Annotated in this window: 14 protein-coding genes, 2 tRNA genes and 1 riboswitch; of the genes, 14 read left to right on the top strand and 2 right to left on the bottom strand. The window is 36.0% G+C overall.

Annotated features, from left to right (window positions below; all coding sequences use genetic code 11):
- Positions 1-63: 63 nt before the first annotated feature.
- Positions 64-137, top strand: a tRNA-Trp gene (locus CHI06_RS28100).
- A 7-nt stretch (positions 138-144) separates the two neighbouring features.
- Positions 145-226 (top strand) — tRNA-Leu (locus tag CHI06_RS28095).
- Between the two features lie 101 nt (positions 227-327).
- Here CHI06_RS28095 and CHI06_RS28090 read toward each other — a convergent pair.
- Positions 328-957: a YesL family protein gene (locus CHI06_RS28090; RefSeq protein ID WP_179292817.1), complete on the bottom strand. Its 630-nt coding sequence runs from the start codon at positions 955-957 to the stop codon at positions 328-330.
- Positions 958-1,209: 252 nt separating this feature from the next.
- Here CHI06_RS28090 and CHI06_RS28085 point away from each other — a divergent pair, with 252 nt between their 5' ends.
- The 12 genes from CHI06_RS28085 (at position 1,210) to CHI06_RS28030 (ending at position 13,813) form a co-directional block, all read left to right on the top strand.
- Positions 1,210-2,172 carry a carbohydrate ABC transporter permease gene (locus CHI06_RS28085; protein ID WP_095251930.1) on the top strand — a complete coding sequence of 321 codons (963 nt, stop codon included), beginning with the start codon at positions 1,210-1,212 and terminating at the stop codon, positions 2,170-2,172.
- A gap of 19 nt (positions 2,173-2,191) precedes the next feature.
- Positions 2,192-3,025 carry a carbohydrate ABC transporter permease gene (locus CHI06_RS28080; RefSeq protein WP_095251929.1) on the top strand — a complete coding sequence of 278 codons (834 nt, stop codon included), beginning with the start codon at positions 2,192-2,194 and terminating at the stop codon, positions 3,023-3,025.
- Positions 3,026-3,096: 71 nt separating this feature from the next.
- Entirely contained in the window at positions 3,097-4,422 is a 1,326-nt protein-coding gene (locus CHI06_RS28075) for an ABC transporter substrate-binding protein (RefSeq protein WP_095251928.1), read from the top strand.
- Positions 4,423-4,509: 87 nt separating this feature from the next.
- On the top strand, positions 4,510-5,946 hold the full coding sequence (locus tag CHI06_RS28070; RefSeq protein ID WP_179292816.1) for a sensor histidine kinase: 1,437 nt from the start codon (positions 4,510-4,512) through the stop codon (positions 5,944-5,946).
- Positions 5,927-6,313 carry a sensor histidine kinase gene (locus CHI06_RS28065; protein ID WP_179292815.1) on the top strand — a complete coding sequence of 129 codons (387 nt, stop codon included), beginning with the start codon at positions 5,927-5,929 and terminating at the stop codon, positions 6,311-6,313. Before CHI06_RS28070 ends, CHI06_RS28065 begins: the two co-directional genes overlap by 20 nt.
- Position 6,314: 1 nt before the next feature.
- A complete protein-coding gene (locus tag CHI06_RS28060; protein WP_095251925.1) occupies positions 6,315-7,082 on the top strand; it encodes a response regulator transcription factor in 768 nt (255 codons plus the stop codon).
- A gap of 105 nt (positions 7,083-7,187) precedes the next feature.
- Positions 7,188-7,388: riboswitch (cobalamin riboswitch) on the top strand.
- 181 nt (positions 7,389-7,569) lie between these two features.
- On the top strand, positions 7,570-8,559 hold the full coding sequence (locus CHI06_RS28055) for an ABC transporter substrate-binding protein (RefSeq protein ID WP_095251924.1): 990 nt from the start codon (positions 7,570-7,572) through the stop codon (positions 8,557-8,559).
- Positions 8,522-9,592, top strand: a complete 1,071-nt coding sequence (locus tag CHI06_RS28050) for a FecCD family ABC transporter permease (RefSeq protein ID WP_095251923.1) — start codon at positions 8,522-8,524, stop codon at positions 9,590-9,592. Before CHI06_RS28055 ends, CHI06_RS28050 begins: the two co-directional genes overlap by 38 nt.
- A complete protein-coding gene (locus CHI06_RS28045; RefSeq protein WP_095251922.1) occupies positions 9,589-10,971 on the top strand; it encodes an ATP-binding cassette domain-containing protein in 1,383 nt (460 codons plus the stop codon). Before CHI06_RS28050 ends, CHI06_RS28045 begins: the two co-directional genes overlap by 4 nt.
- Before the next feature lie 32 nt (positions 10,972-11,003).
- Positions 11,004-12,383, top strand: coding sequence for a cobyrinate a,c-diamide synthase (locus CHI06_RS28040; protein WP_095251921.1), 1,380 nt, complete (start codon positions 11,004-11,006; stop codon positions 12,381-12,383).
- Positions 12,380-12,928 carry a cob(I)yrinic acid a,c-diamide adenosyltransferase gene (locus tag CHI06_RS28035; protein ID WP_095251920.1) on the top strand — a complete coding sequence of 183 codons (549 nt, stop codon included), beginning with the start codon at positions 12,380-12,382 and terminating at the stop codon, positions 12,926-12,928. The genes CHI06_RS28040 and CHI06_RS28035 overlap by 4 nt, the downstream gene beginning before the upstream one ends.
- A 21-nt stretch (positions 12,929-12,949) precedes the next feature.
- A complete protein-coding gene (locus tag CHI06_RS28030) occupies positions 12,950-13,813 on the top strand; it encodes a cobalamin-binding protein (protein WP_095251919.1) in 864 nt (287 codons plus the stop codon).
- 46 nt (positions 13,814-13,859) lie between these two features.
- Here the strand turns inward: CHI06_RS28030 and CHI06_RS28025 are convergent, their stop codons facing one another.
- The gene (locus tag CHI06_RS28025; protein ID WP_095251918.1) at positions 13,860-14,882 is read right to left on the bottom strand and encodes an FUSC family protein; all 1,023 of its coding nucleotides are present in this window, start codon (positions 14,880-14,882) and stop codon (positions 13,860-13,862) included.
- Positions 14,883-15,043 lie beyond the last annotated feature (161 nt).

Below are 15,043 nucleotides of genomic sequence, written 5' to 3'. Positions count from 1 at the left end.
GTTTTTTCAAGTAGTGAAAATAACCAATGCTTTTTCATGATAGTGAAATTAAATTTCCATTATAGGGGTATAGTTTAAAGGTAGAACGAAGGTCTCCAAAACCTTTGGTGTGGGTTCAATTCCTACTACCCCTGCCAATGATTTGCCGGTGTGGCGGAATTGGCAGACGCGCACGACTCAAAATCGTGTTCCGTGAGGAGTGTCGGTTCGACCCCGACCACCGGTATCTAAGAACAAATCGAATTTGTAAAAACACTCACAAATGTTGTTGGATCAACATTTGTGAGTGTTTTTTTGTTTTGTAGATAGGATGGGAGTTCAGCTTTGCTATGCGCTTAATTTTTCTTGTTTACTCAGGACTTTTTTATACGCCAGATTTGCAGAAGAAAGTACTACAAGACCTAATATGCTCACGCTGAAAAAGAATCCGACTCCAGATAAATAGGTAACAGCGAAGTATACGGCAGTAAATCCAAAAATAATAAATAGACTAGGAATCGGATTGGAAATCGTAATGAGAAGTGCATTTTTAATATGAACTCCTAATGGCTGATCAACTTCAACATAGGAAGCCATTGTATAACAAATGATGAGAAAATAAATACAACTCATAATAATGCTTGAATAAAAAAGAAAAGAGGACATGTTATTTGATGTTGATTGTAAAAATCGGATATTCACAAACAAAATAAAACCGATTGCTACGATGATTAATCCTAATTTATTACTATTAATAAATTCCTTTTTATAATAGTGCCAAAAAGTTTGGAATACCGGTGGATGATTTTTTCGGATAAACTGTCTTAAGGTAGCTAACATGGCAATTGTTGCTGGAAAAAATCCAAAAAACACGAGTCCACTTAATGTAAAAAGAATCCATAATAGATTAATATAAGCTAGTCTTGCTACCCAATCACAAAAGGTATAAACAGCATTTGAAAATGAACCTAATTGCATGATATCCCCCCTTATCCATAAATATATCATGCACAGAGGGAGTAATTTTCACATTTTCTAATGAAGTAAAAATTTTATCTAATAAGTAAAAATAATGCATGAAATAGGAAGAAAATTAACCAATTTAAATGTGAAACTAAACACATGACAAAAGTAGTAAAAATTTTCTCAATAATGTAAAAATTCAACATTGTTGAAAGCGATTACAGTAACTATACTAAAGCTACAATAAAGACGAAGGGGTGAAAAATTGTGAATAGCGAGGTAAAGGTCGAAACAAAAGTTGTCCAAACAACAAAAAGTAAAATACGCAAAAGAGCAAAAAAAGGTTCTCCTTTTAGTGGCTGGAAGGAAAATTTAGCAGGTTATGCCTTTATAGGACCAATGTTTATTGGGACTTCTATATTAGTATTGTTTCCGATTCTCTCTTCATTTGTATTAAGTTTTACTGATTGGAATTTTGTATCTGGCTACGAAAATGCTAAATTTGTAGGATTTGAAAATTTCACGAAATTACTTACCAATGCATTATTCCTTAAAGGATTATTAAATAATGTTCTCTTAATTTTAGCGGTACCTATTACTTTGCTTTTTTCTCTTGCGTTAGCTGTAATCATTAATAAATATGTTTATTTGAAAGATCTGTTTAAAGTGATTTATTTTATGCCGTTTATTTCGAGCGTTGTAGCAGTTGCGGCGGTCTTTCAAGTGCTTTTTCATCCAACGAAAGGTCCTATAAACCAATTACTCTTGAAGCTTGGGGTTGATAATCCTCCTGGTTGGATAGCCGATGTTACCTTTGCGTTACCATCTGTTATGCTAATTATGGTTTGGACCGGAATTGGCTTTAATTTAATCATTTACTTGGCGGGTTTGCAGAACATACCTAAAGAATTATATGAAGCAGCACAAATTGATGGTGCTACCGCTTGGTCTCAATTTACGAAGATTACAATTCCATTAGTTTCGCCTACAACTTTTCTATTGTTTGTTACAGGTGTTATTTCAAGCTTTAAAGTATTTGATTTAATCATTGTTTTAACAAATGGGGGACCAGCAAATTCAACCATCACACCAGTTGTTTATTTATATCAGCAAGCATTTGTTGAACTCAAAACAGGCTACGCTTCCGCAATTTCATTAATGATGTTCGTTATTATTTTAATCATTACTTATATTCAATTTATTGGTCAGAAAAAATGGGTGAATTATTAAAAGGAAAGGGGCAGTAAAGATGGTAGAAAGAATAGATATGCGTAAATTGATCGTGACTGCCATTATGGTTCTAATAGGAATTGCTTTTCTAATGCCATTTTTTTGGATGATATCTGCTTCTTTTAAAGTAGAGGAGGAAGTATTAACTTTTCCAATCCAATGGATTCCTGAAAATTGGAATGCGGTTGAAAATTATAAAGAGGTTTGGACAGGTTCTATGCCATTCCTTCTATTATATTGGAATTCTATCAAAGTAACGGTTCTAACCACACTCGTTTCATGTACGATTTCATGTTTAGCGGCCTATGGATTTGCCAAAATTAATTTTAAAGGAAGAGAATTCATCTTTTTAATCGTTTTGGCCACCTTTATGATACCGCCTCAAACATTGTTAGTTACACAATTTCTACTATATAGATGGCTGGGTCTTTATGATACCCACACTGGACTAATTCTATTAAATAGTTTCAGTATATTTGGAACGTTTATGCTGCGCCAATTCTATCTCGGAATTAGTAATGAAATCATAGAATCAGCGAGAATGGATGGAGCAGGTCATTTTAGAATTTTCACTTCAATTGCTTTACCATTAGTAAGACCTGCAATTGCAACGTATGCAATCTTACGTTTTATCTGGACCTGGAATGACTTCCAAAATCCATTAATTTTCCTAAGGTCAAAAGAATTATACACCATTCAGCTTGGTGTACAGAGTTTTTCAGATCAACATGGCAGCGTTTACTCCTTGATGATGGCAGCATCTGTGTCCGCCATTTTACCTTTACTGATTATCTTCATAATCGGACAGAAAAATGTTATTGAAGGAATACAGCTTGGTGGAGTGAAAGGTTAAAACGGTATGTACTCTCTCTATTTATTAAGAGAGGGTTGATATACAAACAATATAAATAAGGGGGAAAGTAAATGTTGAAAAAATGGGGTTCATTGTTACTAGTTGGACTGATTGCAATGTTTATGTTAGCAGCCTGTTCAGGAAACGATAAAACTTCATCAGATAAAGGTAAATCTGATTCGTCTGATGAAGAAGTTACGTTGAAATTTGTCCACTGGGTTAATGAAGATGTTGGGAAATGGGAAAGTGTCATTGCAAAATATGAAGCAGAGAATCCAGGAATAAAAGTGGAATCAATCCCACTTGTAGAAAACATGAACTCTGTGGATTATTTCAAGCAGTTAGATTTAATGGCCTCAGCGGGTGATGAAATGGATGTGATTATGTTCAACAATCCTCAAGAATTAGCAAAACGAGTTGATGCTGGACTGGTTGAACCAATCACTAAATTTGTTGAAAAAGAAGGCATTGATATTAATGAAGTATACAATAATAGTTATCCAGCTTTTGGAGGAGAGAACTATGGCTTGCCGATGAAAAACATCACGATGCTTATTATGCTAAATAAAGCGCATCTTGATGAAGCTGGCTTAGAAATTCCGACAGATTGGACTTGGGATGACTATGCAGAATACGCTAAAAAGTTAACAACAGACAAGCATTATGGATCTTATTTGCACTCTTGGCATAATTTCCATTCTGTTTTAAAAACGATGAGTAAAGCAGAAGATAATTTAATTTTACATGAAGATGGAACATCAAATGCAGATGATCCGATGTTACGCGCATCATTAGAACTAAGAAATCAATTAGAAAATGTGGATAAATCATCCGTTCCATTTACTGAAATTTTATCGCAAAAAATGGATTATCGTCAGCAATTCTTTAGTCAATCAGCTTCAATGGTTCCTACCGGAAGCTTTATGATTACAGAATGGGGTCAATTTACACCAGAATTTGAAATCGCTTGGGCGCCATGGCCGAAAAATAAGGAAAGTGATAAAGCAGTTGCCGTAATGAGTGGTGATTTACTATCTATCGCAAAAAGCTCGAAACACAAGCAAGAGGCGTATGAATTCATGCGATGGTTGTCAACAGAAGGTATTGTAGAACAAGGAATCTGGACACCTTCTTGGAAAGAAGCTGATATGGACAAAGCGTTAGAAACAGTGGTGAATGGAACCAAAAAACCTGATGCCGTTCATATGGAATCATTGAGGAATGCACTTACTACTGTTGAGCCAAGTGAAGTTATTACCCCAGCTCCTTATATTACTGAAGTTTTTACCGAATTTGGGGCAGAGGTGGAATTGTATCTCCTTGGTGAACAGGATCTTGATAAAACAATGAAAAATATAGAAGTAAAAGTACAAGCGATCGTAGAGGCAAATAAATAATTAGAATATTCATGCTATAATAGAGGGAAAACAGACATGTTTTCTCTCTATTTTTATTGGTTTAACTATTGGAAGCGGTGGTCATCATTGAATTTTATATGGAAAACAATAAAGCAAATGTCGCTTAGAACGAGATTAATTATTTCAGTTATTCTCTGCATTTTATTTCCGTGGGTTAGTACCTATATTGTCTCAAACTATTTTACAAAGGATGTATTAGAACAACGTGCAGCAACACAATCAGAAGATGATTTAAGAATGCTTGAATTAGGAATAAAGAATATGTTAGATGATATTATGTATACCTCTAATTATATTCAATTTGATTCAAACATGAGTCAGTTACTAAAAACGCATAAGTTAATTGATGCAGATTCCACTAATGTAAAACAAAAAATAGCCCTTAATTATATACATATATCAAATGAATTGTCTGGAATTACTGATTTATTAATGCCTTTGTATATTACCATCATGTTTAAAAACGACCTATATTACACCAATTATTCTCCAATAGATTTTAATCCGTTAGAATTTAAAGAAAAACCATGGTTTAAAAAATTGGATAATTTAAGTTTTTATCAAACCTATTGGTTAGGTGCACACCCAACTTACATTAAATCCGAGAGAGATACTTACCCATATCTCATCACCATAGGTAGAAGAATTCAAAGTGCGTATTCCTCCAATTCCTATTTAATTATTAGTTTAAAAGAAAATGAGATTAAGAAGCTTTTTAGTCAATATCAAAGTGAAAAGAGAGTTAAATTTTATTTGACCAACAAGGATGGAGATATCTACTCGAGTTTGAATACAGATGAGGTAGGAACGACATTACCATATGACGTTGCTAACAGTGATTATCAAATTGTTGACTATGAAGAAGAGAAGCACTTATTGGTCTCTTATCCAGTGTCCTATTCGGATTGGAGATTGGTCAGCCTTGTACCATATAAGGACACCATTGGTTCTATCAATATGGTAACGAGAACGACTATTTTAATTCAAGGTGGTTTTTTAGTTCTATTTTTAATCGGACTTATCATGCTTGTCCGAGAATTTACAAAACCGATTACAAGATTACACCAAGTAACAAAAGCCATAAAACAGGGAGACTTAACCGCTAGGATACCTTTATCTGGAAGTAATGATGTTGCTCAATTAGGCCAATCGTTTAATCATATGTTGGATACCATCGAGGAAATGATTGAACAGATAAAAATTAAGGAAGAAGCGAAACGAAATGCTGAATTAGAAATGCTTCAAGCACAGATTAACCCGCATTTTTTATTTAATGTATTAAATGCGATTCGCTTGAAAATAAAAATGGAGGGTAATACTGGCAGTGCTTCACTCATTTATTCCTTATCAGCACTCCTTCGAATGACAATCAATCGTAATAATGCATTTATTTCCCTAGAAGAAGAGGTAACAATTGTGAAGCATTACGTTGATTTAATGAATTTTCGTCACCAATATGATGTTGAACTGGAGATAGTTGTGTGTGAGCGATACTGCTTCTAGTATCGAAGTGCCAAGATTTTTTCTCCAACCAGTAATTGAAAACGCAATCATTCATGGGAAAAATAATAGAAAAGTAACCATCAAAATAATGGCAAATGAACAAAGTAACAACCAATTGGAGTTAATCGTTACTGACAATGGAAAAGGGATGGATGCAACCACATTAGAACGAATACAAGAGAAGGTTTTTAAATCAAATAGTAATACCTTTATTAAAAGCAACCAATCGTTTAATGGAATAGGAGTGCAAAATGTCTACCAAAGGATGAAATTGATTTATGGAGAAGTATTTCAAATGACGATAGACAGTATTGAAGGGGAAGGAACGACTTTAACATTTCATATTCCGCTGGATAGGGGTGAGTAGGATGTATGATGTAGTTTTGGTAGATGATGATGTGATCGTTATTGAGTTTTTGAAGAAAGTGATTCCATGGCAGGACTATGGATTCCAAGTAGTCGCAAACTTTCAAGATAGTAGTGATACTTTAATATTTATGCTAGAAAACCCTTATGATGTACTGATTACGGATATTGGAATGCCAAAACTAAATGGAATTGAATTAATTGAGAAACTGAAAAGCTCTAAAATCAATTCATATAATGTTATCCTTTCTTGCCATGAAGAGTTTACCTTTGCACAACAAGCCATCAAATTAGAAGCCTATGATTATATTTTAAAAGAATCGATGGAAGAAAGTAATATCATTGATTTACTTGATAGATTAAAGAATAAGATAGACCAAGAACGATTTTCTAGTAACCAACACTTAAAAGTCACCCAATTTTTAGAAATGACGACTAGAAATGAAGATGTAATAAAAGCACAAAAATATGTACAAACACATCTTGGCGAAAAGATTTCTTTGACAGAAGTTGCTGAGCATTTACATCTAAATTCCAGTTATTTCAGCAGGATGTACAAAAAAGAAACAGGAGAAGGTTTTATTGAATATGTAACGAGAGTTAAAATGGAAAAAGCATTAGAGTTATTAGATCAATCAATAAAGACAGTAGAACAGATAGCATATGAGTTAGGGTTCGAAAGTAAAAGTTATTTTTTAAAAACATTTAAAAGGTTTTATGGGTTATCCCCAAAATCCTTTAAATATAAAAATAGATTATCTACGAAATGATCTCTGCTTCTTTTTTTTCATGGGAAAGAAACAGGAAAAATTAAAAACTAGAAATAGTTTACAAAGGAGGAATACTCTACTATAATGGCTTTTATAACAAAAAAATGAATACTAGACAAATAGGTTTCTTAAATGATCCGCAAGTTTCATTTAAGACTAAGAGGGAAGTTGGTGAAAGTCCAACACGGTCCCGCCACTGTATGCGAGAAGGAAGGTTATATATATCCACTGTGTTATTAAACATGGGAAGGGATAACCTACCGATGATTCGCAAGTCAGGAGACCTGCCTATTATGTTTTTAAGCTTCCTCGAGGAAAGGGATGTTTAAAGTGCAGGTAATCGATAATGTAAATTTTATTATTTATTTTGAAGATTGCAAGTTATTACGCTGTCTAAATGACTAAGTATTATAAATCTGCCTTTTTACACGCTTTCCATAGGAAAAGCGTTTTTTTTGTTGTCAAAAAAATAGTAGGGGGAAAAGTTATGAAAATAATTGTTGAAAAGTGGGGTTTATTCGGAATTTTTCTTCTGTTAAGCATGGGTATTATTGCAGGCTGTGGTACACAGGAACAGAGCTCTGAAGATAAAGCTGTTGCTACCCAAAACGAAAAGAAAAACGAAAGTAAAGAGCAATTCCCAGTAACAATCACTGACGATGCGAATCAAGAGGTAACGATTGAAGAGGAACCTGAAACCATCGTTTCTATTCAAGCGAGTAATACAGAAATTGCCTTTGCACTTGGGTTAGGAGATAAAATCATTGGTGTATCGGATTATGATAACTATCCACCAGAAGTAGAAAAAATTGAAAAGGTTGGAGCACAAGATATCAATGCAGAACTTGTTCTCTCACTTCTGCCAGATATGGCTCTTGTAACGGATTATCATTACAAAACACACCCGGATGTCTTACAAAAGTTTGAAGAAGCTGGGATTGAAGTAATTGTAGTTGGAAGTGCTACATCCTTTGAGGATGTGTATAGCAAAATTGAGATGATTGGTGAGGCTACCGGAAGTAAGACGGAAGCAAAAGAAATCGTTACGGATATGAAAGAGCGTCTTCAAACGATTAAAGACAAAGCAGCAGCAGCGAATGTGGATAAAAAGAAAGTTTGGGTGGAAGTTTCACCAGCTCCCGATATTTTTACGACAGGTAAAAACACCTTTATGCATGAGATGCTTGAATCCATACAAGCCGTTAATGCTGCTGAAGATCAAGATGGCTGGGTGAAGATGACTGAGGAAGAAATAGTAAAATTAAACCCTGATGTGATTATCACAACCTATGGCTACTATGTAGATAATCCAACATCAGGGGTGCTAAAACGTGAAGGATGGGCAGAAGTGCCAGCTATAAAAAGTGGAAACGTATTTGATGTCGATAGTGATACGGTTACTAGACCTGGGCCTCGTTTAATTGAAGGAGTCGAGACACTTGCGGAACTTATCTATCCTAAAATATTTAAACAATAAAATAGGCTGGTTGTATGTTATTAGCGGAGGGCTTTTACTTGGTATAAGCCTTCTTGGTTTATTTTATAGTAGTGTAACCGTTACAGTTCCTACTATTTTACATATCATACTAGATAAAACGTTAAATATGGGCTGGCTGACTGATATAGCAAAAAATGAAGAAATGATTATTTGGAATATCCGTCTGCCAAGAGTTCTTCTGGCATTTTGTATAGGAGCATCATTAGCATTAGCAGGTGCAGCTTTTCAAGGACTGTTACGCAATCCATTAGCAGACCCATATACTATAGGAGTATCCTCTGGTGCCTCACTGGGCGCCGTTTTGGTATTGTTTTTCCAAGTGAGTATTGTAGGGTTGGGAAGTTTTACACTTCCGGTTGTCGCCATTTTATTTGGTTTAATTTCTTTATTGATTGTTTTCGGGCTCGTCCGATTAAGCAGTAAAAGTCTAGCGATTGAAACTATTATTCTGGCTGGAATTATTGTTAGTGCCTTTATTGGCTCACTTGTCTCTCTCATAATTTCATTAAGTGATAGAGAATCTATGACACAAATTATCTATTGGCTATATGGGAGTGTTGGAATGAGAGGATGGAGTCATATTCAACTAATCCTCCCCTTTATGCTCATTGGTTCATTTATATTAATCTATCATTATCGTGAGTTAAATGCTCTCGCGCTGGGTGAGGATGCAGCAGATCATATTGGGGTTGATGTTAAAAAGGGAAAGACATTTGTTCTAATTGGTGCATCATTATTAACGGGAGCAGCGGTAGCTGTGTCAGGGTCGATTGGATTTGTTGGACTTGTGATCCCACACTTAGTCCGACTTGTTACCGGCCCAAATCATCGCCATGTTCTTCCACTATCAATGCTAGTAGGAGGAGCTTTTCTCATTTTAGCTGATTTAATGGCAAGAACGATCATTGCTCCAAAAGAACTGCCAATTGGTGTAATCACGGCCTTAATTGGAGCGCCTGTATTTGCTCTATTGTTGATAAGAGAACGATTTGGGAAGGGGGCCAATAAATGATATGTGTTGAAAACTTAGTCGGAGGCTATACCCATTCTCCCATTATTAAGGGGCTGGATTTAGAAGTAAAAAAAGGAGAGTTTTTTGCGCTTCTAGGACCTAATGGAAGTGGGAAGACCACCCTTTTTAAGCTCATTACAGGGCAGTTGCCGATAAATAGCGGTAAAGTTTCAGTCTGTGGTAAAGAAATTTCAACTCTCTCAAAACTGGAAAAAGCAAAAAAAATGGCTGTTTTAACACAGGAAGTTCAAGTATCTTTCGATTACACTGTTGAAGAAATCATTAGCCTGGGGCGTTATCCTCATCAAAAGGGGATCTTTAAACAGCTTTCGAAGAAGGATCGGAAAGTCATTGAAGAGGTTATGGAAATAACTCAGATAAGTGAGTTTCGGACCACTCAATTTCGACTGATTAGTGGCGGTGAAAAGCAAAGAGTTTTATTGGCCAAAGCATTAGCACAGGAGCCTGAAATCTTACTTTTGGATGAGCCTACCAATCATCTGGATATTAAACATACATATCAAATGTTGAATCTACTAAAAGAACGACAACAAACTACGGGGCTAACTATTTTTGCGATTCTTCATGATTTGAATGTTGCATCGCTTTATGCAGATCGCGTAGCATTACTACATAATGGGAGCTTTTTAGAAGTGGGAGAAGTAAATCTTTTGAGGAAAGAAGATCAATTAGAGAAGGTTTACGAGGTGAAAGTGAAATCCCAATCACATCCAACTGTACCTAAACCGCAGCTTCTGATGACACCAAACCACTTTTCATCATCAAGTCGGTTATTTAAATTTGATGATTCTTATAAAATAAAACAGGATGAAGACTATCTTCATGTTCAATTTGATCGACCGCTGCGCACTATATCCAATACGGAGGTCGGTGCTGGTATCCAATGGTTAAAACATTTTTGTCAGTTTCAAGGTCCACATTCAGAAATACAGCAGTTGATGACAAAATACTCCCTGCCTCATGAACAAGCAGCTGGAATTATGACAGCCGTAAAACTCGAGGAAATGGTGATGGTAACGAAGGTAATAGAAGATATTCACATGATGGTAACTGTGACAGAAGGGGCAGGAAAAACCATCAACATCATGTTATTTATAGATGCCCATTTTACGGATGGTGCCCTTGTTGCTGGATATATGTCAGCTGTTGAAGCAAAAGTGAAGGCCTTACATGAACTTCGTTTATCCAAAATGATCGCGAATGGTTCATCCTCAGATACCCTGCTTCTTGGCCTTACTCAGCAAGGGGCAAAAATAGCATGTGCCGGTTCAGGAACAGTTATTGGAAAAGCTATTGGGCAAATGGTTTATGGTACCATAAAGGAAAGTTTCAGCAAATATATTGAGAAGGTCCACTAAACTCATAGATCCATTGAAAAGGGGAATGGCAGATGAAAGAGCGACGATTGGTAATTGCCGGGACTGGAAGCGGTGTGGGGAAAACAACACTAACCATTGGAGTAATGGCAGCATTAATGAAAAAGGGCCTAACCGTCCAGGGTTTTAAATGTGGACCGGATTATATTGATCCTTCCTATCATACCGCAGTAACGAAACGGGCTTCTCGAAATTTAGACAGCTGGATGCTTACAAAAGATTTGGTGCTGGATATTTTCACACATGGCAGTCAGGGTTCAGATATTTCAATCATCGAAGGGGTTATGGGATTTTTTGATGGGAAGAGTCCAGAAACCAATGAGGGAAGTACGGCTGAAATTAGTATGATTACGAAAAGCCCAGTTTTGCTTGTTGTTAATTGTGAAAGTATGGCGAGAAGTGCTGCTGCGATCGTGAAAGGTTTTCAATTATTTGCTGAGGGACCTAATATTGCCGCTGTCATTGCAAATAAAGTAGGAAGTGAAGGTCACTTTCACCTTGTCAAAAAAGCGATTGAGCAGGAATGTCACGTTCCTGTTATCGGTTATTTGAAACGAGAACTAGATATTGAAATTCCTGAGAGACATCTTGGACTCATTCCCACTTTGGAAAGAGGGGAACTAGATTCGTTTTTTGATAAATTAGGCACACTAGTCAGCGAAACTGTTGATATTGATAGACTTCTTGAATTAGCTGTTGCTGAGCGGTTAGAAGCAAGCCGCAAGTCTTCCATTTTTGAAAAACAGAGTGAACATCTAGTGAAAGTCGCTGTAGCAAAAGATAGCGCCTTTAATTTCTATTACCCTGAGAATTTAGAAATCATGGAAGCAAAAGGGATTAAAATTGTTTACTTCTCGCCCCTTGCAGATGACGAGGTACCTGATGATGTTGATGGACTTTATATTGGCGGCGGATTTCCTGAAGAGTTTGCACAAGTCCTAGCTTGTAATCTAAAAGCAAAGCGATCAGTAAAGCTAGCGATTGAAGGTGGATTGCCTACACTTGCCGAATGTGGAGGTTTCATGTATTTAACTGAGTTCATAGAAACTACGGATAAGAAAAAGTTTGAAATGGCGGGTGTTATTCCAGGTAGTGTACATATGCAAACAAAATTAGCGGCATTAGGTTATCGAGAGATTACCGGGCAAAATGCTAATTTTATTCTTGAAGATTTGAGTGCCAGGGGACATGAATTTCATTACTCAACCTTCCAAGCACTTGAAGAGAATGTACCTTATGCCTATAAAACGATGGGCATGAGAGGTGTAAATAAAGAAGGGTATTTACTACATAATTTAGCAGCAGGGTACACTCATTTTCATTTTGCCTCTTGTCCAGAAATGGTTGAGAATTGGATGAAAAAATGTCTGGAAAATAGGGGGAAACACGTATGACTAAACAAATAAATCGAAATGGCTTAACACTTGTTTATACGGGACATGGAAAAGGAAAAACGACATCCTCTTTAGGGTTGGCACTTCGCGGAATTGGTCGAGGATTTAGAGTGAAAATCTATCAGTTTATCAAATCACCTGAACGCACATATGGTGAACAAATTGCACTGAAGAAGCTGGGAGTAGAGATGGTTCAACTGGGAATTGGGTTCACTTGGACAAAAACACCAGAGGAACATAGAGAAGCCTTAAAGCAAGGATGGCCGAAAGCAAAGGAAGCGGTAATGAGCGGCGAGTATGATTTGGTCATTTTAGACGAACTCAACAATGCATTAGCCATAAATAAGTTTCCAATTGATGATGTTTTACCTCTACATGAAGTGATAGATGTAATCCAAAATAAACCTTCACATGTTCATTTGGTGATCACAGGAAGGGATGCCAAGAAAGAAATTAAAGACATAGCTGATCTCGTTTCAGTTATTGAATCGGAAAAACATTATTACAATGAAGGCATCCCAGCTGTAAAGGGAATAGAATTTTAGAATCTTGAAGGAGGTTTATTTATGAGATTAATATCTATATGTCCAAGTAATACAGAATTAGCAGCATACTTAGGATTAACATCTTCGTTAGTAGGAGTGGATAACTACTCGGATTGGCCGGAGGATATTCAATCCTTGCCAAGATTAGGTTCTGATTTGGACATTGATCTGGACAAAGTGGAAGCCTTACAGCCTGACTTAGTATTAGCCTCTCTTTCGGTACCTGGAATGGAACGCAATATCGAAGAGTTGAAAAAACGAAACATCCCGTTTGTCATTGTTCCTAATCCTAAGACATTAACAGAGGTTGGAGAAAGTATATTATTTGTTGGAGAAGTTACGAATACTTCTGACAAGGCAAATCAATTATATAAAAAATACAATACTAAACTCGAAAAATATCAATCTTTATCAATGCAAGTGCAAAAGCCCGCGACCCTATATTGGGAATGGTGGGCAAAACCTATTTTTACTCCTGGAGCAACCAATTGGCTAACCGAAATTAGTAAACTTGCAGGGGGAAGAAACGTATTTGAAGATGTGGCACAATCAAGTGTTAAAACGGAGTGGGAAGAGGTCCTACAAAGAAATCCCGATGTGATTTGTGTTATTTGGGTGGGTGTACAGATAGAAAAAGTTAATCCAAAGGTCATCCTAAAACGCCCTGGGACGGAAAAAATGGGTGCTATAAAAAACAATCAATTATATATTTTAGATGAGCCATTATTTTGCAGGCCATCCCCTAGATTGTTACTAGGCTTATTTAAGATAGCAAGTATTCTTCACCCTGCTATTTACCCCCCATTTAACGAAAATAAAGATCCTTTATTAAATGAAGAAGTTGATGATAAATCAATTAAACATTCAGATATAAGATTAAAGTAGTAGATAGAAAAAGGAGTAGCAGAATATCATCTAGCTACTCCTTTCTCTATTGTGATTTCTTCAAATAGTGTTCTACTAGTGTATTCAATCGGTCCAGTTGGAAGGCGTAATTATAAATAGATGCTCCAATGACGGCCATTTGGATTTTATGACCTTCATTATAGGATTGCATAACTTTTTCCAAAAAGCCTTCAGTTTGTTTCATAAACTCATCTTCCAATGAAGGCAGATCCATTTTTATCTTTCCATCATATTTTAATAGAAATAGCTCGTGGTACTTAATTAAATATTCTAGTTGTTGATCAAAGAGATGATTTTCTTCAGGTGTCGGCTTACAGGAAAAATAAAAGGAATCAATGTCCTCCAAGACAATAAAACCCTGTTGGAGTGATTTAAACATTTGCTTAAACACGACTATTTCGCGTACATCGATATTATTTACCTTGGACATTTTTTCGCGTTCTTCATCAAACAACATAAATTGCTCATCTAATAGTAAAATATCATTCTCTAATTGTTCCATTTGCTCCTTAAAACACTTTTCTGTCATTTCGTCAGAGATAGCGGTTCTAAGCAAAATAGACATATTTTGAAAAATTTCATTCACTTTTTTCACGTAATTTTTCTTGTAATTTGGTGGGTAAACAAAAATATTCACCAATAGTGCCGTTGCCATTCCGATAAAGGTAACGATAAAACGGTTCAAAGCAAAGAGCCAATCTTCGTTTCCTGGAGCACTCATAATTGCTAATACAGTTACAACCGTTAGCGAAATAGTTTCTCCCATCTTTATCTTCAAACTAATCGAAATCAGTATAATGATTACTAGTCCAATTGAAAAGGGGTCATTACCCAGAAAGTATAATCCCAGAAAGGCAATAATCGCACCTATGAAATTGGTTTGGACTTGGTTCCATACTTGTTTCCATGTGCGGTAAATGGAAGGTTGAATCGTAAAAATGGCAGCAATTCCTGCAAATACTGCTGATTCAAGCTTTAATACCGAACAAATATATAAGGCAAATGTAACAGCAATGCCTGTTTTAATGACGCGTGGTCCTAACTTCACAATGCTTCAATCCTCCACTCAAAAGCAGCTGATCAACAAGTTTTTTCAGTCACTTTCATTACTTTATCAAATATACGTATTAAAACAAATATTTTCAATTACTTATTGTGCTATCCAAGCTTAAATTAGAAAAAGCGCCTTCCTCGTTGGAAGACGCTTTG

The organism is Bacillus sp. 7884-1 (assembly GCF_002272245.1).
Classification (GTDB): Bacteria; Bacillota; Bacilli; order Bacillales; family Cytobacillaceae; genus Neobacillus.
This window is presented reverse-complemented; position numbering and strand designations above follow the sequence as displayed.